At 67.6% G+C, this 20674-nt stretch carries 15 protein-coding genes; 5 read left to right on the forward strand and 10 right to left on the reverse strand.

Annotated elements, in window-relative coordinates; translation table 11 throughout:
• Positions 1 to 337 precede the first annotated feature (337 nt).
• A complete protein-coding gene (locus tag NQK81_RS19550) occupies positions 338 to 484 on the reverse strand; it encodes a hypothetical protein (RefSeq protein WP_126733346.1) in 147 nt (48 codons plus the stop codon).
• Between the two features lie 171 nt (positions 485 to 655).
• Between NQK81_RS19550 and NQK81_RS19555 the strand changes: the two genes are divergently transcribed.
• Genes NQK81_RS19555 through NQK81_RS19570 form a run of 4 tightly spaced genes read left to right on the forward strand, consistent with a single transcriptional unit; the run spans position 656 to position 4186 of the window.
• On the forward strand, positions 656 to 1234 hold the full coding sequence (locus NQK81_RS19555; protein ID WP_257489263.1) for a YbaB/EbfC family nucleoid-associated protein: 579 nt from the start codon (positions 656 to 658) through the stop codon (positions 1232 to 1234).
• A complete protein-coding gene (locus tag NQK81_RS19560; RefSeq protein ID WP_126733344.1) occupies positions 1231 to 1563 on the forward strand; it encodes a hypothetical protein in 333 nt (110 codons plus the stop codon). Before NQK81_RS19555 ends, NQK81_RS19560 begins: the two co-directional genes overlap by 4 nt.
• A gap of 13 nt (positions 1564 to 1576) precedes the next feature.
• Positions 1577 to 2740, forward strand: coding sequence for a hypothetical protein (locus NQK81_RS19565; protein ID WP_257489264.1), 1164 nt, complete (start codon positions 1577 to 1579; stop codon positions 2738 to 2740).
• Between the two features lie 9 nt (positions 2741 to 2749).
• Positions 2750 to 4186, forward strand: coding sequence for a hypothetical protein (locus NQK81_RS19570; RefSeq protein ID WP_257489265.1), 1437 nt, complete (start codon positions 2750 to 2752; stop codon positions 4184 to 4186).
• A 4-nt stretch (positions 4187 to 4190) separates the two neighbouring features.
• Here the strand turns inward: NQK81_RS19570 and NQK81_RS19575 are convergent, their stop codons facing one another.
• From NQK81_RS19575 to NQK81_RS19600, 6 genes are all read right to left on the reverse strand, one after another.
• A complete protein-coding gene (locus NQK81_RS19575; RefSeq protein WP_257489266.1) occupies positions 4191 to 4691 on the reverse strand; it encodes a GNAT family N-acetyltransferase in 501 nt (166 codons plus the stop codon).
• A gap of 174 nt (positions 4692 to 4865) precedes the next feature.
• Entirely contained in the window at positions 4866 to 5351 is a 486-nt protein-coding gene (locus NQK81_RS19580) for a hypothetical protein (protein ID WP_257489267.1), read from the reverse strand.
• A gap of 55 nt (positions 5352 to 5406) precedes the next feature.
• Positions 5407 to 5640: a hypothetical protein gene (locus NQK81_RS19585; RefSeq protein WP_257489268.1), complete on the reverse strand. Its 234-nt coding sequence runs from the start codon at positions 5638 to 5640 to the stop codon at positions 5407 to 5409.
• Positions 5641 to 5666: 26 nt separating this feature from the next.
• Positions 5667 to 5900 (reverse strand): hypothetical protein, encoded by a 234-nt coding sequence (locus NQK81_RS19590; RefSeq protein WP_016331078.1) that lies wholly within the window; start codon positions 5898 to 5900, stop codon positions 5667 to 5669.
• 32 nt (positions 5901 to 5932) lie between these two features.
• The gene (locus NQK81_RS19595) at positions 5933 to 7693 is read right to left on the reverse strand and encodes a hypothetical protein (protein ID WP_257489269.1); all 1761 of its coding nucleotides are present in this window, start codon (positions 7691 to 7693) and stop codon (positions 5933 to 5935) included.
• Positions 7694 to 7773: 80 nt separating this feature from the next.
• Positions 7774 to 9618 carry a selenium-binding family protein gene (locus NQK81_RS19600; RefSeq protein ID WP_257489270.1) on the reverse strand — a complete coding sequence of 615 codons (1845 nt, stop codon included), beginning with the start codon at positions 9616 to 9618 and terminating at the stop codon, positions 7774 to 7776.
• Between the two features lie 571 nt (positions 9619 to 10189).
• Between NQK81_RS19600 and NQK81_RS19605 the strand changes: the two genes are divergently transcribed.
• Positions 10190 to 10408 (forward strand): M15 family metallopeptidase domain-containing protein, encoded by a 219-nt coding sequence (locus NQK81_RS19605; protein ID WP_257489271.1) that lies wholly within the window; start codon positions 10190 to 10192, stop codon positions 10406 to 10408.
• Positions 10409 to 10799: 391 nt separating this feature from the next.
• Here NQK81_RS19605 and NQK81_RS19610 read toward each other — a convergent pair whose 3' ends face one another.
• The 3 genes from NQK81_RS19610 to rpoB all read right to left on the reverse strand — a co-directional run bounded on the left by NQK81_RS19610 (position 10800) and on the right by rpoB (position 20256).
• Positions 10800 to 12563: a hypothetical protein gene (locus NQK81_RS19610; protein WP_257489272.1), complete on the reverse strand. Its 1764-nt coding sequence runs from the start codon at positions 12561 to 12563 to the stop codon at positions 10800 to 10802.
• Positions 12564 to 12752: 189 nt separating this feature from the next.
• Positions 12753 to 16664, reverse strand: a complete 3912-nt coding sequence (locus NQK81_RS19615) for a DNA-directed RNA polymerase subunit beta' (RefSeq protein ID WP_257489273.1) — start codon at positions 16662 to 16664, stop codon at positions 12753 to 12755.
• 91 nt (positions 16665 to 16755) lie between these two features.
• Entirely contained in the window at positions 16756 to 20256 is a 3501-nt protein-coding gene (rpoB, locus tag NQK81_RS19620) for a DNA-directed RNA polymerase subunit beta (RefSeq protein WP_126733336.1), read from the reverse strand.
• Between the last annotated feature and the right edge of the window lie 418 nt (positions 20257 to 20674).

Raw genomic sequence — 20674 nt, forward strand, 5'->3', positions numbered from 1 at the left:
CGGATCCCGCGTGGGCGAAGCCTTGGAACCGGATGCCTGAGCACCCCGTTCATGCCGCACGGCACACGGGACGGCCCGACGCCTGCCGGGCACGGTCTCCAAAGATACCCGGCCTCTTCCGGACCGGCCAAATCGGGGGGTCTGTAACTATATCGTGCCGGGCGTCACGCCGCGGCGACCCTGATGGAACGGCGTTTCGGGCCGCTCTTATTCCCTCGTCGGCCTTGGCGCCGCCCCTCCCGGCAGAGGCCCCGTTCCTCGTCGGGCTTGGCGGGGCCCCTCCCGGCAGGGGCCCCGCTCCTCGCTGGCCTCTGCGCCGCCCCTCCCGGTAGGGGACTCAGTCCTCGTCGGGCTTGGCGTGATCCGCCCGGCCCGGATGCGGGTCCCGCGAGAGGTCGATCAACGGATGCACTGGTGCCCCCTCCGGCGCCGCGTGACTCCCCCGCCTGGGTTCTTCGCTGCTTTCCTGCTTCTCGGCGTCCACGACGCCTCCCCTCGTTCGTACTGTTACCGCCCTGCTCGGCGGACCACGCTACCTATTCCCCTATCGGGTGAGCCGGATGGATCCGGAAAGCACACCATCGCGTCCAACGAGTGAATAGGTCACGATGGCCGCGGTGATAGCGGACACACGCACTTCGCACGGGGAGGCTCCATGTCGGCCGAGTTCGAACAGCTGGTCGCCGAGTTCGAGAAGTTCCAATCCAAGATCAAACAGGCCGAGACGCAGTTCGCGAAGGTCGGCGAGATGCAGGGCGAGCTGGCCGAACTGGAGTCGGTGGCGACGTCGCCGGACCGCTCGGTCACCGTCGTCGCGGGGCCCGGCGGGTCCGTGAAGGACATTCGTCTCAGCCCGGAAGCCCTTCGGCAGCAACCACAACAGCTCTCCGCCACCATTCTGTCCACTTTGCACACCGCGGTGGCCGACGCGGCGCGGAAGCAGGCGGGGATCGTCGACGCGCAGTTCGGTGGGGCGTTCCACCTGAACGTCGAAGAACAGGTTCTCGAAGCCCAGGCGGAAGCACTGGGAACCACGGCGGACGATCTGCGGTCTCAGATGTCGGAGGAGCCACCACAGAACCCCGCGCGCCGCCCTCGGAACGAAGACGACTTCAGCGAGGAGACGGTGCTCCGGCGGTCGGACGAACCGACTCCCGGGCCGGCGCCGTCCGGCGGGAACTCGGCCGGTGACCAGTTCCTCAAGAACCTGTTCGACGAGGAGGATCACCGATGACCGGACCGGGTGGGCACGCGGTCAAGACGCAGGCCTTGACCGACTACGCGAACAAGCTCGGCTATTACAAGGACGAGGCGGGCAAGTTCGGCGATCTCGTCGACCAGGCCGACGTCACGGACAAGTCGTGGGGCCTGATCGGGCTCGCGGTGAAGCAGACGTACACCGGCAAACTCGCCGACCTGCGTGAACTGCTCGAACTCCTGAAGACCGGGGTCGACTCGTTCTCCGGGAAGATGACCCAGGCGGCGTCGATCTACAACGGCTTCGAAAACGACGCGACGATCACACTGGGGAAGTACGAAGCCAAGATCGACGGACCGAAGTGAGCTGGGGGACGGCATGACCGACGAGAAGGCGAGCATCGCCGCCGGCGTCAAGATCACGGGTGACGACAGCTTCGGCAAGAACGCGCTGGACGCGGCCAAGAAGGTGCCGATCGCGGGCAAGGGCGTCACCACCGTCGCCAACGCCTACGAGAAGTTCAGTACCGCGCAGGGCCCCGGTGACGTGGTGGCCGCCGGCGGGCAGCTGGTGCAGGACGGCGCCGGATTCATCGCGGGCGCGGGGGCGGACGTGGCGAGCTTCGTGCTCGACCCGGTCGGCTGGCTGGTCAGCAACGGCCTCAACATCCTCATCGAGCTGATCCAGCCGCTGCAGGACGCCCTGCACTTCGTCACGGGTGACGGCCCGGCGCTCAAGACCGCGGCCGGTAACTTCGGCAACATCGCCAAGGGTTTCGTGACGCTGGCCGACGACTTCGTCAAGACCGGCGACGAGTCCTTGAAGGACTGGGTCGGCGACGCGGGCGACGCCGCCAGGAACGCGCTCGGCGACTTCGCCGTCGGCATCAAGGGCATCGGCAACAGCGCCGGGACGGTGGCCGAGACGCTGCAGATGTGGTCGATGGTGATGACCGTCATCGAAGAGGTCGTCAAATCGATCATCTCCGAGCTGGTCACCTGGGCCATCTACATCTGGCTGCCCGCGCTGGCCGCTTCCGTCGTGAGCCTCGGCTCGTCGGTCGCCGCCGCGATGACCGCGACGATCGCCAAGGCCGCGAGCGCGATGAGCAAGATCACCAAGCACCTCGGGCGGCTCGGCAAGCTGCTCGACAAGTTCATGGGCTTCATGGCCAAGTGGACCGACGACCTGATCAAACAGGGTTCGAAGCTGACGAAGGCCGGCAAGGTCGGGATGACCCCCGGCCAGGAGAAGGCGATCGTCGGCGCGTTCGCGAAGGGCACCGGATCCCAGCTAGGCACCTTCGGCGACGCCGCGAAGGACGTCCTCAAGGGTGTGCCGAACCAGGCGATCAAGCAGGTGGTCGGGGTCAATCCCGCCGACCTGTCGAAGGGTTCGGCGTATCAGGGCAAGGCGGCGTTCGACGTCGCGAACAAGGTCATCGACAACACCAAGAACATCACCGCCGGGCAGGAGTACGGCCGTACCGGCGGCCGCCACAGCGACGAGGAGACCCGCGAGAACCTCGACATGGACCAGTAGGGTCGCCCGATGGACGATCAGCTGGCCGGGCCGTGGCTCATCGCCGGTGGGTACACCCTCGCCCTGGCGCTGTTGCTGCTCGGCGGGCGCTTCGACGGACGGCGGCCCACCGCGGCCGCCGTCTGCTACGCGCTCTGCGGGATCCTCGTCTCCGAGACGTCGCTGTACTGGCTCTCGGCGGGGTCGGGCAGCGCGGTGCCCGGCTGGCTGTGGTTCGCGTTCCCGCTGTTCATCGCGGCTCTGGCGGCCTGGCGGGGGTATCGGCAGAAGACGTGGACCGGCAGGCTCGACGGGTCCGGCGAGCCGAGCTTCGGCGTACTCCCCTCGCGGGGGATCGCCGTCACCCATGCGTCACCCGATTCGATGGTGACCGCGGTCGAGTTCGACCACAACGGGCATCGTCTGCTCGGGGTCGAGTACCGGCTCGGCGGCTCGGCGGAGTTGCCGGACCTGTCCAGGACAGCCGACCTGACTGATGGGACGTATGCCCTGATCCAGCTGCGGACGCCGGTCGTGCCGTCGGTCGTCATCACCCCCGTGACGGGTGCTTTCGAGCCGGAACGGTTCACACCGCTGGAGGACGCGCGCATCACGCGGAACACCATCGGGGCGCCGAAGCCGGACGCCCTGTTGCAGCGGTTCGAGACCGGTACGGAGTTCGACCGGCGGTTCACCGTGACGACGTCCGATCCGGAGTTCGCCGAGGCGCTGCTCTCCCCCGGCGTCCGCGCGCTGTTCGAAGGCGATCCGTGGTTCCGGGTCCGCGAGGTCGTCTTCCACGGCGGTTCACTGTGGACCTCCGAGGCCGGGACGCTGACCGAAGAGATGATGTTCGCCGACTCCCGCCGCCTGGCCGTCCTGGCGTCCACAGTGGACTGGGACGACGCGGGCTTCCGTTCGGTGGCGGCGGGATCCGACACCAGCGACGCCGGATGGCTCGACGGACGGCAAGGCCCGCTCGCCGGGCTCCGCGGCCCGCTCAACCGGCGCCGGGAAGCGGCCGGACGTCAGCCGCTGTCGACGCTGTCGCTGGTTGCGCGCACGGTCGTCGCGCTCGCGCTGGTGCTGCCGGGGCTGGCGCTCGCGGTGAACTCACTGACCGCGCTGACCGGGCTCGCCCCAGAGGCGCGGCTCACCGTGAACGCGACGCAGCGGGCGGAGGCGAGCACGTCGAGCTGCACCAGCTGCGGCAACGGCAACCTGGTGGACGGCACCTACGAACTCGACGGCGTGACGCACGAGGTCAAGGACCTGCGGTGGATGTCCTTCGGGAACTTCCCGGAACGGGGTGACGTCGTCGACATCGCCGTGACGCCGCTGTGGTGGCATCCGCTGATCGAGGGCAAGGACACCGGCGTCTTCCTGCTGCTGATCGGCCTCGCCCCCCTCCTCGCCGGTGCCCTGCTCGCCAAGGCCACCTTCCGCCCGCGCCCGCGTCGCGTTTAGCGGGCTAAACGCGATCCGGCACGGCCGGGGCCAGGGACTTCGCGAAGTAGTGGTGCGCGTAGGGGTCGTCGTTGAAGGGCTCGACCGTCTCGTAGCCGAGGCGCGCGTACAAGGCCCTCGCCTCGACGAGGTCGTCGCGCGTGTCGAGGCGGATGGTCGTGGCCCCGAGGCCGCGGGCGACGTCTTCGGCGGCTGCCACGAGCAGCGCCGCGCCGCCCTTGCCGCGTTCGGACTTCCGCAGGAAGACGCGTTTGAGTTCGGTGATCTCGGGCGTCATCACCCGGAGCCCGGCGCAGCCGGCCAGTACCCCGTCGCGCCACGCGAGGAGGAAGGCGCCGGTCGGCGGGACCATGTCCCGGCTGTGCTGCTCCTGGAGCAGAGCGTCGAGCTCCGCTTCGGTGACCTGGCGCTCGTAGTAGCGCGACGCGATCTCGTCCAGGTACTCGCGCAGCAGCTGGGCGGCGTCCGGGTGATCGACGGGGGTGACTTCGAAGCTCCAGGTCATGGCTACATTCTGCCCAGCTTGGCCACCGGTTTTCGCTCCGCCACCAGATCGCGATTAGGGGGCTAAACGCAGGTCCGCGCCCGGCGCCCGGGATCGCGTTTAGCCCGCTAAAGGCGACGTGGGCGTCGGGCCCCGGATCGCGATTAGGGGGCTAAACGCAGGTCGGCGCGGTGGTCAGGAGGGGGCGAGGCGGCCGGCGCAGGTGGCGACCTCACCGGGGGCCGACTTCTCCGAGGTGACGACGGCGCCGCCAACGGCCACCCGGCATTCGACGGCGCCCTCGCCCTGCCCCATCAGCTGGACGGTCGGCGGGGTGCCGGTGTTCTTCCACGTGAGCTCCTTGCGCCACGGCAGCGTCACCTGCAGCTCCTGGTGCACGAGCCCGAGCCCGTTCGAGTCGTAGACCACGGTCGCGGTCCCCGCCCCGGCGAGCTCGTACGCGATCCGCCAGTCGTTCGACACCGGCTGCGCCTGGCTGAGCGTCCGGGTGATCGTGCGGTCAGGCCCCCGCGACGGCGCGGCCTCGGCCGGCGCGCCGACCACGGCCACGGTCTCGGCCGGCGGCTCCTCACCGCCGTTGAGCAGCACCACGCAGGTCGCGAGCGCGGCCACCACGATCCCCGCGATCGCGATCCGCCCGATCAGCTGTCTGTCGGCCATCGGCCCTCCTCGCCGAGAGCGGCGGCGCGGCCCGGGAGCCGCGCCGCCGCGGAAGTCAGGACGGCAGCAGCCGGCCGGGGACGCCGTTGAGCGACTGGACGAGCCCCAGCACCGGGACGCCGAGGGGCGCGAACGTCCAGATGTTGTGCAGGTCGCTCGTGTCGGGTTCGTCGACGACCACGACTTCGTTCGGCGCGTCCTGCGCGGCGAGCGCCGGGGCGGCCGAGCCGAGCACGACGAGTCCGGCGAGCGCGGCACCGGTGACCGCGCGGACGAAGGTCTTCTTCATGAGATTCTCCTTTGCTGGTAACGGTTTTACGAAATGGGCGTGATGATCCCGTAGATCGGGGCGAGGACGTCGGTGGGCACGGGGACGGTCGGTCCGAGCAATCCGCCGAGGTCGAGGCCGGGGATCAGCCAGACGGCGGGATTGCCGCCGCCGGTGGGCAGACCCGGCAGCGGGTCGGCCGAGGCGACCCCTCCGGCGAGTCCGGACAACGCGCCCGCGACGGCGAGCGGCAGCAGCACACGGGCCGCGATTCGCTTCATTTCTTCTCCCATTCTTTCGTTGAAATCGAAATTCACCGCAGTACCGAGCTGACCGGCACGATCGTGCCGTCGGGGATCCACTGCCCCGCGTAGTTCCGGTCGGCGATCATCCCGACGGCGTGCGGTTCGCCCGGGTACATCGGCATGGCGTTGACCTGCGCCGCCGCGAAGATCTGGACGTCGCCGTTGATCGACCTCCACTGATCGCCCAGCCAGCTCCGGAACCCGCCGAGCGTGGGGCTTTCGCCGCCGAAGGCGTTGCCCGCGGCGACGGCGAAACTCACGGCGACCTGTTCGCGCGGGTCGAACCTCAGCGGCACCGAGGAGCTCGCGACGGAGTTGACGATCGGCCCGTTCAGCAGCCACGGCGCCAGGTACAGGCCGTATTGATGGGTCGGCTTGAGCCGCTGGGACTCGGCTGCGCGGGTCATCGCCGTGTAGCCGCCCGCCCAGCCGGACACGACGACCAGCGCGGTGTTCGGGCCCGCCTCGGCCTGCACCGGCAGACCGGAACGCGCGGCGGTCTCGCGGACCAGCTTCGCGGCGGCCGCACTGCGCGGCGAGGTGTCCTCGACGAGGGTGAGCGCGGAAGGTTTGCGCCCGGCGAGGAATTCGACGAGCTTGACGAGAGAACCGCTGTCCTCACTCGAAAGCGCGTCCGCCGGGCATGAGGTGAGGACTTCGCGACGGTCCGCGATCAGGCCACCCAGTGCCGCCGAAGCACACTCGGGCGCGTCCGCGTCCTCGATGGCGGGGCCTGGCTCCTCCCCGGCGTCGACCTCGATCGACGTCTTCTCCTCACCGCGGCTGATGACCAGGTCGCTACGCCCCTTCGGCAGGTCGACCTCGGCCCAGGTGCCCTCGGCGCCAGGCCGCACGATGGCCTTGCCGATCAGGCCGCCTTCGATTCCGGCGGACAGGTCCCCTCCCGCGCTCGCAGGAAAATGGACGAGGTTCTTGCCGGGCCGCTGCGGGCTCACCAGCACGGGGAGTCGCTGTTCACCCAGGGCGGCCTCGGCGAGCAGCGCGACACCGGGAACCGGGAGCTCGGGCGGTTTGGGAATGGCCGCGAGGGCGCTCCAGGCGACGAAACCGATGGCCACAGCGGCCGCGCCGAGCCGGTAGACACGGGTGGATTCCTTACCCGAGAAGAAAAATCCCGCGACCACCGTGGCGAAGACCGGCAGCAAGGAGATTGCCAGCAACGTCAGCCCGAAGAGCGTGCCGTAGATCCTGCGGTCGAAACCCAGACCGGAGGAGAACAGCTGGACCGCGCCCGCGACGGCGAGAAGTCCGCCCAGGGTCAGGGAAAGCGGGCCGAGCCGGAAGTTCGTCTGGCGCCACTGCTCCGCGGGCACCCAGACGGAGAGAACGGTGACGCCGAACCACAAGGCCGCGGCCGCGACGTAGACGGTGTCGATGGCGAATTCGACACCCGTCCGCCCGAGCGAGGTTTCGAGCACGACCAGTGCGGCGAGCGCCAATGCGGCCCAGCGGCCCACCGACGGCCAGCGGATCAGTACGGGAATGGCCAGCGCGAGCACGAGATGCACGATCAACGCGATGACGTTGACGTCGGTCGCGAAAGCGGAAACCGCGGCCAGCGTGGCAGAAACCGCGCCGAGGGCGGCGATTGTGAGGTACAGCCGGCGAGGCAGTTCACCCACCAGCGGACGCAGGATGCCTGTGCCCGCGAGAAAAGCGGTCGCCAGCAGAAGTCCGAGCCGGAGCAGGACAAGGGCGATGTCGACGCCGGCCGAACCCGAGCTCGCCGGTATGACGTGGTGATCCATGGGACCTTCTCCGAACAGATCGGCGGAGCCGTGGGTGGCGGAGTGCGCCCGCCACCCACGACCTTCCACGCCGAGCAGGGTTACTTGAGATCCGCGTCCGCCACGACGAACAGTTCGGAGTGCGGCTTGGCGTTGCCGAAGGACCCGTGCGGCCAGGTCTTCCGGTTGAAGTTGATCCCGACCTGTCCGGTGAACTCGTCCCGGAAGTTCTGGTCGACCGCGACCTTCCCGTCCTCGCCGAGGTTCAGCAGGTTGACCTTGTGGTCACCGTCCAAACCGGACCGGGCGACGAAATAGTTCGACACCGCGAGGTGCTGCGGCTTGTCGGTTTCGTGGTAATACCCGTCGTCACCGAGCACGAAGTTGTCGTACGCGCCCCAGTGCGGGCCACCGCCGGGTGTACCCGGATTGATCGACGCCGCGCCGACGACGGTCGGCAGGTCGCCGCCGCCGCCCTGCTGGGACTTCTCCTTCGTGTCGATGCGACCCTTGATGTTCTCGACCTTGTCGCCGGCGGCGACCAGCTTCTGGATGTCGAGGACATACACGCCGCCGGTGGTGCCGGGGTCGTCCGGGCCGAGCGCGCCCTTGGAGCGTCCGGTGATCGCGCGGTAGAGGTACTTGTCGTCGGGGCTGGTCTGGATCCAGCCGCCGTTGGAGCCACCACCGTTGGAGTCGTTGTTCGGGTGGATCGCCTTGTTGGCGGCGCCGTCGTCGAACACCTGGATCCAGTGCGGTTCCTTAGCCGTGATGTCCGGTGTGTAGAACACCGCGCCGCCCTGCATGGTCTGGGCGAACGCGCCCTTGTGGCCGGGCAGGTTGGTCACCGTGGTCTCCATGACCGCGCGGCTTTCCGCGTGCAGCGGGTCCGCGGGATCGGCGCGAGGACCGTCCGGCAGGTACGAGACCGCCTTGAGCTTCGGCTTGTTGCGGTCGGAGATGTCCCACGTGCGGACGGTCGGCCGCCGCAGATACGGCGACGGCTGCTTCACCGGGTCGAGGATGATGTTGCGCGGCTCGGCGTAGTCACTGGTGACCAGCGTGTTGAGGTCCTCGCGGGCCTGGATGCCGTGCGGGTTGGCACAGGTCGGCTTGTCCAGCTGCGGGAGGTTGTCGCACAGCTTCTTGTTGTCACCCTGCGGCGTTGCCGCCGGTGACTCCGAAAGCACCTGCGCGTTCTGGTCGAAGCGGACGACCTCGCCGGGGCTGCCCGCGAAACCGTTGCCCACCACGGTCGAACCGTTGGCGTAGGTGTGCGGGCCGGGCACGACCGGGCCGCCCATGTAGGTGCCGTAGGCGGTGCCGTCCTTGAGCACCCAGTACGCGTCCGGCACGGAGCCGCCGAGGGTCTGCGTCGGGAGGCTGACGCCCTTGAGCTTCAGTTGCGGCAACGCGGAGACGTCGAAGGCGTACGTCGCGGCGGCGAACAGCGCGCCGGCGTAGATCGTGTCTCCCTTGTGCCACACGTATTGCATGTGGTGTGGCTCGTTCTCGACGAGCGGCCCGACGGTGGCGGTGTTGACGACCTTGCCGTAAGTCGGCGAACCCTGCGTCGCGTCGATCACGGCGAGGAAGTCCGGACCGGGCAACGCGTTCTTGATCTTGTTCAGGCCGCCGCCGAGCGAACCCGGCAGATTCTTGACGTCCTTGACCAGGGTGTCGGCGATGTTCTCGTCACCGGCCCAGACCAGCAGCCACTTCTTGCGCTTGCCGTCCGCGCTCCGGGACGCCGCGACGTCCCTGGACACCAGGTGGTTCTGGACCCAGTACTCCTTGCCGTCGGCCGCCTTCTTCGCGTCCTTGACGACCTGGACGTCGGCGTAGGCGCTCGTCGCGGAGCCGGTGTAGGTCACCGTGCCCACGGCGAGCGCCGCCGCCAAGGCGCCGATCACCACTTTTCGCCACTTGGGCGAGTTGGATAGCATTCTTTCTCCCTGTTTTCGCTACCGAAGCGCCAGACAATTGGCACACCTCTCCCCTTTCCGCGCAGGCGTCACCGGCACGAATCAAAGGGAAAGCAATCAACCGCCGGTTCCAGCGGAGAACCGTTGCGGCACAGCGGAAAGCGTCAGCGCACGAGGAAACGTCGCAGCCGTTGCGAATACGCTGATCGAGTAAGCCCGGAAAGGGTCAGGAATCCATACACAGCGCGCTGGCTTGCTGCCGCAAGTCAACGTGCCGGCGCCACACCAAGGCGACTGGGGATTGCATGGGCGAAATACTCGTGTGAACCCACCGGAGTGTCAATCTCGTGATCAAAGAATGAGACGTGCCACGGCAGGGTGAATTTCCCACGATGCGGATGGGCCATTGGGCCGAACGGGTGGCGGTTTTCCGAGCATTGGGAATTAGGCCACTTGGCGGCGCTACGGCAGGTCACAACGGACCAGTAACCCGCATCCGGCAGCGCGGTGGCCGTTATGGTTTCGTTACACTTTCCCGGGAACTCTGCTGCCCACCCGGGCTGTGATACAGACGAGCGTCCGGCGTCGTACCTTGGCCGGCCCAGCGGCGAGCTACATGCTCAAGGTGTTCGACTGCTACCGGCCGCAGCCTGCCGTCGACCACTTCGTCCGGCGGGCCAAGGACCCCGCGGACGAGAAGATGAAGGTGGAGTTCTTCTCCGAACATGACGGGTACATCGCGGAGGAGTCCGGCCACAGCCTCAGGAGCACGGTGGGCCTGACGATCATGGCGCCCGGATCGGCCAGGTGAGCCGTCATCCCGCCGGACCGGTTCCCGAACACGGGCATTGGGTAATGCTTCGTCACGCTCTCGCACACCGACGACCCGAGAATCACCGGCGAGGCCCGGGCGAACCGGCAGCTGCTCAAGGGCACGCTCGCGGAGGCCGGGTCCGGAACCTCACTGGGGGCGCATTCCCCGACACCGACTTCGGCTCCCCATCACCGGCCCCCTGACCTGCGCTCCTTCCCGCCGGATCGCGATTAGGGGGCGAAACGCAGGTCGGTGGCGGGCGGCGGGGCAGATCCCGATTAGCCCGCTGAACGCAAGTGCCACCGGATCGCGTTTAGCGGGCTAAACGCGATCCGGTGGCATCGGGCGCGGGCAGGTGGCAGATCGCGATTAGGGGGCTAAACGCAGGTCAGTCGGCCTGGCGGCGACGGCGGCGCGAGGTGAAGACCAGACCCCCGCCGAGGGCCAAAGCCGCCAGGGCGAGGGCACCGAGGCCCAGGACGTCGGCACCGGTGCTGGCCAGGCCCGTTCCGCCGCCGGAACCTTGCTGACCCGGCGCACCGGGTGCTGGCGTAGTGGTTCCAGACGCGTCACAGCCAGGACGCCGGGTGGGCATGGTGACCGGCGGTTCCTCGCCCTTCTCCGCTCCGACGTGCAGCCGGGCGGGGTTGTCCGGCGGACCGACGACGTAGATCGAGGTCGGGTTCTCGTTCTTGATCCGCCAGCCCTTCGGCGGCGCGAAGAACAGGCGGTACTTCGGCCCCGGCACCACATTCTCGATCTTGAAGTTCCCGTCCGCGTCGGTCGTGGTCTCGACGATGGTCGGACAGTCGCCGTCGGAAGAGAGGATGAGCTTGACGCCGGCGATCCCCGGCCCCGGCTTACTCGGATCGGAGTCGTCGGCGACCTGTCCCGCGAGGGTGGCCATCCCACCCGGCACCGCCGCTTCGTCGACCGCGGACGGGTTGCGTTCGATGTCGACTTCGGCATAACCGAAGTCACAAGCCACCGCGACACGGCCATGGTTCAGTGCGGCGTCCGGGACCTTTTCGGACACGTCGAAGGTGCTGGTCTCGCCGGGAGCGATCGTCACCCCGCCCGCGAAGTAGGCGAGCTCTCCCCAACCGGGACCGTTACCCCTCAGGCCGAAGTCCGTTCCGACGCGATTGCACCCCGCCACGATGCCGGAGAGCGGGATGGATCCGGAGTTCGACAGCGTGACGGTGAGGTGGGCGAGCTCGCCTGCCTTGTACGTGTCCTTGGTGAAGGACACCGACGCTTTGAGGGCGCCGTTCAACGGCTGCACCCCGCGGATGGGCAGGTTCGTGGTGTCCGCGCCGACCTGGACGACCCTGGTCGGGAAGAGCCAACCCTTGATCGCCTCGCCGCCGCCGAGGAGATACCGGGCGGCCGCGACGTCGCCGAAGTCGATCTTCCCGTCGGCGTCGCTGGTGGCCTTGTACTCCTTGGTGCCAAGGGTGTGGCGCAAGGTGAGCGGGATACCGGCGAGCTGCTCGCCGTCGTCGAGCTTGCCGTTGCCGTTCTTGTCGCCGAACACGACCCCCTCCGCGCCTCCGACGACCTTCGTGACGGGGACGCTGGCTTTGAACTGGCCGATGCTCAACGAAGAATCGTCGTAAAGGAAGCCACGAACGTTCACGACGTCACTGTCGAGGTCCGCCACCTGTCCGGTGACGGGGATCTCGATGGCTCCCGCCGGCTCGAGGCTCACCCCCGGCGAGCGACCCAGTTCCCGCCAACCAGGCTCATAGGGGATCGAAAGGGCGCCCGGTTCGCCGAAGAAATAGTTCAGCTGAAGGCCGGTCACGCGAGTTCCGCTGACGTTCTTGACCTTGAAGGTGAATCGAACGTCTTCGTCGGTCCGGTAAGACGACTTTTCGAACGTGACCGAAGCTTCGAGCTTGTCGCTCGCGGCCTGTGGCTTCGGCGCCGCGGACGAAGGGGTCTCGACCGGCGGCGCGCTCGACGTCGGGGCCGGAGCACTACTCGGCGCTTCGGACGTCGTCGGCACACTTGAGGTCGGGGCCGAAGGCTCCGGATCCGCCACGGCGGGCGCGGTGAACACACCGGTCAGTGCCGCGCCGGCGGCGATCGTCGCAAGATAGATCCCCGCAGTACGCGCGATGGATCTCGCGCCAGGTCTTTTGCTCACGCAGAGTCTCCCCAGATAACCCAATGGAATGCGCACAGCCCCCGAGCCGCGTGGAACCCGATCAATTTAGCGAGCGCTGAGGAGGGTGCGTACCCGTTTCGGGTGAAGGGAGCCGAATTGGAACATTCCGGGAAACGGGAAGGGCCCCCGCCGGATCGGCGGGGGCCCTTCTCGTGGATTTCGCTTCGGTCAGCGGAAGTCGCGGCCGAAGTCGTAGTCGTCCAGCGGCACCGCGGCGCCCGGCGTGGAGCCGAAGACGTCCGGGGTGTAGTAGCCGTCGTCGTAGGACGGGATCGCGTAAGCGGCGACCCGCGCCTCCTCGGTCGGCTGCACCTGGATGTTGCGGTACTTGTTGATCCCGGTACCGGCCGGGATCAGCTTACCGATGATCACGTTCTCCTTGAGGCCCACGAGCTTGTCCGAGCGGCCGTTGATGGCCGCGTCGGTCAGGACACGCGTGGTCTCCTGGAACGAGGCCGCCGACAGCCACGAGTCCGTGGTCAGCGAGGCCTTCGTGATCCCCATCAGCACCGGGCGACCCGAGGCAGGCTCGCCGCCTTCGGCGACCGACGCGCGGTTCTTCGCCTCGAACTTGGTCCGCTCGGGCAGCTCGCCCGGCAGGAAGTCCGTGGCACCGGAGTCGATGATCGTCACGCGGCGCAGCATCTGCCGCACGATGACCTCGATGTGCTTGTCGTGGATCGACACACCCTGCGCCCGGTACACCTTCTGGACCTCGTCCACCAGGTGCATCTGCGCCTCGCGCGGCCCCATGACCCGCAGGACCTCGTGCGGGTCCGGCGTGCCTTCGAGCAGCTGCTGGCCGACCGCGACGCGGTCACCGTCGCCCAGCGGGCCGTTCGGGGTGTTCGCGAGCCGCTGACGCTTGGACAGCTTGTCGAAGACGATCTCTTCGCTGCCGTCGTCCGGGATCAGCGTGATCTTCCAGAACCGCTCGCTCTCCTCGATGCGCACGCGGCCATCGACGTCGGCGATCGGCGCCTTGCCCTTCGGGACCCGGGCCTCGAACAGCTCCTGGACACGGGGCAGACCGGTCGTGATGTCGTCACCGGCGACACCACCCTGGTGGAACGTACGCATCGTCAGCTGCGTACCCGGCTCACCGATCGACTGGGCCGCGACGATACCCACGGCCTCGCCGACGTCGACGAGCTGACCGGTCGCCATGGACCGGCCGTAGCAGGTGGCGCAGATACCGACGGCCGACTCGCAGGTCAGCACCGAGCGCACCTTGACCTTGGAGATCCCGCTCGAGATGAGCTTGTCGATCGCCGGGTCACCGATGTCGTCACCGGCGTTGAGCACGACGTTGCCCTTGGCGTCGACCGCGTCGGTCGCCAGGTTCCGCGCGTACACGCTGGTCTCGACGTGCTGGTCGCGCAGGACCTTGCCGTCGCCGATGTCCTCGCCGATCGGCATGTTGATACCGCGGGTGGTGCCACAGTCGATCTCGCGGACGATGACGTCCTGCGACACGTCCACCAGACGACGGGTCAGGTAACCCGAGTCGGCGGTACGGAGCGCCGTGTCCGCCAGACCCTTACGGGCACCGTGCGTCGCGATGAAGTACTCCGCCACCGACAGGCCTTCACGGAAGTTGGCCTTGATCGGACGCGGGATGTACTCACCCTTCGGGTTCGACACCAGACCACGCATGCCGGCCAGCGACCGGACCTGCGTCATGTTGCCCGCCGCGCCCGACTTCACGATCATCGCGATCGGGTTGTCGTCCGGCAGCGCCGTCTCCATGATCTTGTGGACCTCTTCGGTGGCCTGCGTCCACACCTTGACGAGCTCGTTGTTGCGCTCGGCGTGCGACAGCTGACCACGCTGGTACCGCTTCTCGACCTGGTCGGCCTTGCCTTCGTACTCGTCCAGAATGGCCTTCTTGCCGGTCGGGACGAGCACGTCGGAGATCGCGACCGTGACGCCCGAACGGGTCGCCCAGTAGAAACCGGCGTCCTTCAGGCGGTCCAGGGTCTGCGCGACCTGGGTCATCGAGTAGCGCTCGGCGAGGTCGTTCACGATCGCGGCCTGACGCTTCTTCGGCATCGGCTCGTTGATGAACGGGTAGTCCGCCGGCAGCAGCTCGTTGAACAGCACGCGGCCCAGGGTCGTCTCGGCCAGCCACGCCTTGCCCGGTTCCCAGCCCTTCTCCGCGAGCGCCGCTTCGTCGGCCTTGGCGGGCTGACGGTCGGTGATGCGGATCTTGACCGGGGCGTGCAGGCTCAGCGCCTTGCGGTCGAACGCCATGATCGCCTCGGCGGGCGACGAGTACGCGTTGCCCGCGCCCTCGGCGGTCTCGGTCAGGCGGGTCAGGTGGAACAGACCCGTCACCATGTCCAGACGCGGCATGGCGAGCGGACGGCCCGACGCCGGCGAAAGGATGTTGTTCGCCGACAGCATCAGGATGCGGGCCTCGGCCTGCGCCTCCGCGGACAGCGGGAGGTGCACGGCCATCTGGTCACCGTCGAAGTCCGCGTTGAACGCTTCACAGACCAGCGGGTGCAGCTGGATGGCCTTGCCTTCGACCAGCTGCGGCTCGAAGGCCTGGATACCGAGGCGGTGCAGGGTCGGCGCACGGTTCAGCATCACCGGGTGGCCGGTGATGACCTCTTCGAGCACGTCCCACACCTGCGGCCGCGACCGCTCCACCATCCGCTTGGCGGACTTGATGTTCTGCGCGTGGTTCAGGTCGACCAGCCGCTTCATGACGAACGGCTTGAACAGCTCGAGCGCCATGTCCTTCGGCAGACCGCACTGGTGCAGCTTCAGCTGCGGACCGACGATGATGACCGAACGGCCGGAGTAGTCGACACGCTTGCCGAGCAGGTTCTGACGGAACCGGCCCTGCTTGCCCTTGAGCAGGTCGGACAGCGACTTCAGCGGGCGGTTACCGGGACCGGTGACCGGGCGGCCGCGGCGGCCGTTGTCGAACAGCGCGTCGACGGCCTCCTGCAGCATCCGCTTCTCGTTGTTGACGATGATCTCGGGCGCGCCGAGGTCGATCAGCCGCTTCAACCGGTTGTTCCGGTTGATGACCCGGCGGTAGAGGTCGTTCAGGTCGGAGGTGGCGAACCGGCCACCGTCGAGCTGGACCATCGGGCGCAGGTCCGGCGGGATCACCGGGACGGCGTCGAGCACCATGCCGCGCGGGTCGTTGCCGGTGGCCTGGAAGGCCGCGACGACCTTGAGCCGCTTCAGTGCGCGGAGCTTCTTCTGCCCCTTGCCGTTGCGGATGGTGTCGCGCAGGCTCTCGGCCTCCGCGGCGACGTCGAACTCGGTGGCCAGCTTCTGGATGGCCTCCGCGCCCATGCCGCCGGTGAAGTACTCGCCGTAGCGGTCGACGAGCTCGCGGTAGAGCAGCTCGTCGGCGATCAGCTGGCGGGTGTCGAGCTTGGTGAAGGTCGTCCAGACCTCCTCGAGACGGTCCAGCTCGCGACCGGCGCGGTCACGCAGCTGACGCATCTCGCGCTCGCCGCCTTCCTTGACCTTGCGGCGGACGTCGGACTTGGCGCCCTCCGCCTCCAGCTCGGCCAGGTCGGCTTCCAGCTTCTGCGCCCGTGCCTCGATGTCCGCGTCACGCTTGGTCTCGAGGTTCTTGCGCTCGACACCGATCTCGTTCTCGAGGGTCGGGAGGTCGTTGTGCCGCAGCTCGGTGTTCACACCGGTGATCACGTAGGCCGCGAAGTAGATGATCTTCTCGAGGTCCTTCGGCGCCAGGTCGAGCAGGTAGCCCAGGCGGGAGGGAACACCCTTGAAGTACCAGATGTGGGTGACGGGAGCGGCCAGCTCGATGTGGCCCATCCGCTCACGACGCACCTTGGCGCGGGTGACCTCGACGCCACAGCGCTCGCAGATGATGCCCTTGAAGCGGACCCGCTTGTACTTACCGCAGTAGCACTCCCAGTCCCGGGTCGGGCCGAAGATCTTCTCGCAGAAGAGGCCGTCCTTCTCGGGCTTGAGCGTCCGGTAGTTGATGGTCTCCGGCTTCTTCACCTCGCCGAAGGACCACTGACGAATGTCGTCGGCGGTGGCGAGGCCGATGCGGAGCTCATCGAAGAAGTTGACGTCCAGCACGTCTTTACATCCCCTTGGGGTTGATGCGACTAGAGGAGTTGGCGAGCGGAGGCGGGAGCCCACGGGAGGCAGGCTCCCGCCTCATCGCGGGTCAGTGCACGACGTCGTCCACCGAGGGCGACTCGTTGCGGGACAGGTTGATGCCGAGGTTGGCCGCGGCACGCTCGAGGTCCTCGTCGTCGGAGTCGCGCATCTCGATCGCGGCGCCGTCGCTGGACAGCACCTCGACGTTGAGGCAGAGCGACTGGAGCTCCTTCAGGAGCACCTTGAACGACTCGGGGATACCCGGCTCGGGGATGTTCTCCCCCTTGACGATGGCCTCGTACACCTTGACGCGGCCGACCACGTCGTCCGACTTGATCGTCAGGAGCTCCTGCAGGGTGTATGCGGCGCCGTACGCCTGCATCGCCCAGCACTCCATCTCGCCGAACCGCTGGCCACCGAACTGCGCCTTACCACCCAGCGGCTGCTGCGTGATCATCGAGTACGGACCGGTGGACCGGGCGTGGATCTTGTCGTCGACCAGGTGGTGCAGCTTCAGGATGTACATGTAGCCGACGGAGACCGGGTACGGGAACGGCTCGCCGGAGCGGCCGTCCAGCAGCGTGGCCTTGCCGTTCTGCTTGACCATGCGCTCGCCGTCGCGGTTCGGCTTGGTCGCGCCGAGCAGCCCGGTGAGCTCCTCTTCCTTCGCGCCGTCGAACACCGGGGTGGCGGTGTTCGTGCCGGGGTCGACGTCGTAGAGCTCCTCGTTGAGGTTCTTCGCCCACTCCGGGTTGCCCTCGATCTTCCACCCCTGCGACGCCAGCCAGCCCAGGTGAAGCTCCAGGACCTGGCCGATGTTCATACGACGCGGGACACCGTGGGTGTTCAGGATGATGTCGACGGGCGTGCCGTCCTCCATGAACGGCATGTCCTCGGCGGGGAGGATCTTGCCGATGACACCCTTGTTCCCGTGGCGGCCGGCGAGCTTGTCGCCCGGCTGGATCTTCCGCTTCTGGGCCACGTAGACGCGGACCAGTTCGTTGACGCCCGGGGGCAGCTCGTCGTCGTCCTCGCGGGAGAACACGCGGATGCCGATGACCTTGCCGGTCTCGCCGTGCGGCACCTTCAGCGAGGTGTCGCGGACCTCGCGGGCCTTCTCGCCGAAGATCGCGCGGAGCAGGCGCTCCTCCGGGGTCAGCTCGGTCTCACCCTTGGGCGTGACCTTGCCGACCAGGATGTCGCCGTCGCGGACCTCGGCACCGATGCGGATGATGCCGCGCTCGTCGAGGTCGGCGAGGACCTCCTCGGAGACGTTCGGGATGTCCCGGGTGATCTCCTCGGCGCCCAGCTTGGTGTCGCGGGCGTCGATCTCGTGCTCCTCGATGTGGATCGACGTGAGCACGTCGTCCTGCACCAGGCGCTCGGAGAGGATGATCGCGTCCTCGTAGTTGTGGCCCTCCCACGGCATGACCGCGACGAGCAGATTCTTGCCGAGCGCCATCTCACCGTTCTCGGTGGACGGGCCGTCGGCGATGACCTGACCCTGCTCGACCCGGTCGCCCTCGTTGACGATCGGGCGGTGGTTGAAGCAGGTGCCGTGGTTCGAGCGACGGAACTTGTACAGTCCGTAGCTCTTCCGCGTGCCGTCGTCGTGCATGATCGTGATCAGGTCGGCCGAGAGCTCCTCGACCACACCGGCCTGCTCGGCGACGAGCACGTCACCGGCGTCCACCGCGGCACGCAGCTCCACGCCGGTGCCGACCAGCGGGGCCGAGTTGCGCAGCAGCGGAACGGCCTGACGCTGCATGTTCGCGCCCATGAGCGCGCGGTTCGCGTCGTCGTGCTCGAGGAACGGGATCATCGCCGTCGCGACCGAGACCATCTGCCGCGGCGAGACGTCCATGTAGTCCACGTCCAGCGGGTCGATCAGCTCGACCTCGCCGCCCTTCTTACGGACCAGGACGCGGTCTTCGACGAAGGTGCCGTCTTCCGAGATCGGCGCGTTCGCCTGCGCCTTCACGTAGCGGTCTTCCTCGTCCGCGGTGAGGTAGTCGACCTGGTCGGTGACGCGACCCTCGACGACCTTGCGGTACGGGGTCTCGATGAAACCGAACGGGTTGACCCGCGCGTACGAGCAGAGCGAACCGATCAGGCCGATGTTCGGGCCTTCCGGCGTCTCGATCGGGCACATGCGGCCGTAGTGCGACGGGTGGACGTCACGGACCTCCATGCCGGCGCGCTCACGCGACAGACCACCCGGGCCGAGGGCGGACAGACGACGCTTGTGCGTCAGCCCCGACAGCGGGTTGTTCTGGTCCATGAACTGCGACAGCTGCGAAGTACCGAAGAACTCCTTGATCGCCGCCACGACGGGACGGATGTTGATCAGGGTCTGCGGCGTGATCGCCTCGACGTCCTGGGTGGTCATCCGCTCGCGGACGACGCGCTCCATCCGGGACAGACCCACGCGGATCTGGTTCTGGATGAGCTCGCCGACGGTGCGGAGACGACGGTTGCCGAAGTGGTCGATGTCGTCGGTCTCGACCGGGATGACCTGGTCCCCGACGGTCGCCTTGTCCTCGCCCGCGTGCAGGCGGACCAGGTACTCGATCGTCGAGACGATGTCCTCTTCGGTCAGCGTCCCGGTGTCGTACGGCGTGGTCAGGCCGAGCTTCTTGTTCAGCTTGTACCGGCCGACCTTGGCCAGGTCGTAGCGCTTCGGCTTGAAGAACAGGTTCTCCAGCAGCGTCTGCGCGCTCTCCTTCGTGGGGGGCTCGCCCGGACGCAGCTTGCGGTAGATGTCGAGGAGCGCCTCGTCGGTGCCGGCGGTGTGGTCCTTCTCGAGGGTGGCGAGCAGCGTCTCGGAGAAGGAGAAACGCTCGCGGATCGCCTCGGTGGTCCAGCCGAGCGCCTTCAGCAGCACGGTGACCGGCTGGCGGCGCTTGCGGTCGATGCGGACGCCGACGGTGTCGCGCTTGTCGACGTCGAACTCCAGCCAGGCACCCCGGCTCGGGATGACGCGGACGTTGAAGACGTCCTTGTCGGTGGTCTTGTCGACGCTGGTGTCGAAGTACACACCCGGCGAACGGACCAGCTGGGACACGACGACACGCTCGGTGCCGTTGATGACGAAGGTGCCCTTGTCGGTCATCACCGGGAAGTCGCCCATGAAGACCGTCTGGCTCTTGATCTCGCCGGTGTTGTTGTTCACGAACTCGGCGGTCACGAACAGCGGGGCCGCGTACGTCATGTCCTTGTCCTTGCACTCCTCGACGGAGGCCTTGACCTCGTCGAAGCGCGGGTCGGAGAAGGACAGCGACATGGATCCGGAGAAGTCTTCGATCGGCGAGATCTCGTTGAGGACCTCTTCCAGGCCACCGACCGGGTTTTCTTCACCTTCTTCGACGCGGCGTTCGAACCACGCCTCGTCGCCGGTGAACCATTCAAAGGACCTGATCTGCACGTCGAGCAGGTTCGGGGTGCTGAGCGGCTCGCGAATCTTTGCGAAGGAGACCCGCTTGGGGGCTCCCGGGATTCCCGTGGACTCCGAGCGAGATACAGCCGAGGTGGTCGCAGCAGTGGCCTGGTTCGCGGGAGAGACTGCCAAGATGCGTCCTTCCGGGGACAATGAGCGGTGAGCAGCCGCGTCAGCAACAGCTGATGCGATCTGTCAAGGGTGCCGTGTGCCCACTATCCTAACTACCGGCTCCGGGCAGCCTGAAAGAGGGCAGCGCAAAGAAGCAGTCTAGCCCGAACGCCGCGGTCTGTCCAGGGGGCGCTCCAGATGGGGCCCAGCCTGCATCGCGACGTCTTCAGGTATGCCTCTCCTCGGCCTCCCCGGACCGTCCCTCCCGCAAGGGCACCGCCGGTTCTCACCGTTGCCAGTAAGCGTGACCCCACAGGGGCTCTGAGTCAAGATGCCGCGCGGTGGTCCCGCCGGTTGGCGCAGCGTGGAAGTAGCCCCGGGCGGGGTGCTTCACAGGACGATCATCCTGGTTACCGCCCGGTACCCGCAGGTGACGGCC

It is taken from the genome of Amycolatopsis roodepoortensis, assembly GCF_024628825.1.
GTDB classification, from domain to species: domain Bacteria; phylum Actinomycetota; class Actinomycetes; order Mycobacteriales; family Pseudonocardiaceae; genus Amycolatopsis; species Amycolatopsis roodepoortensis.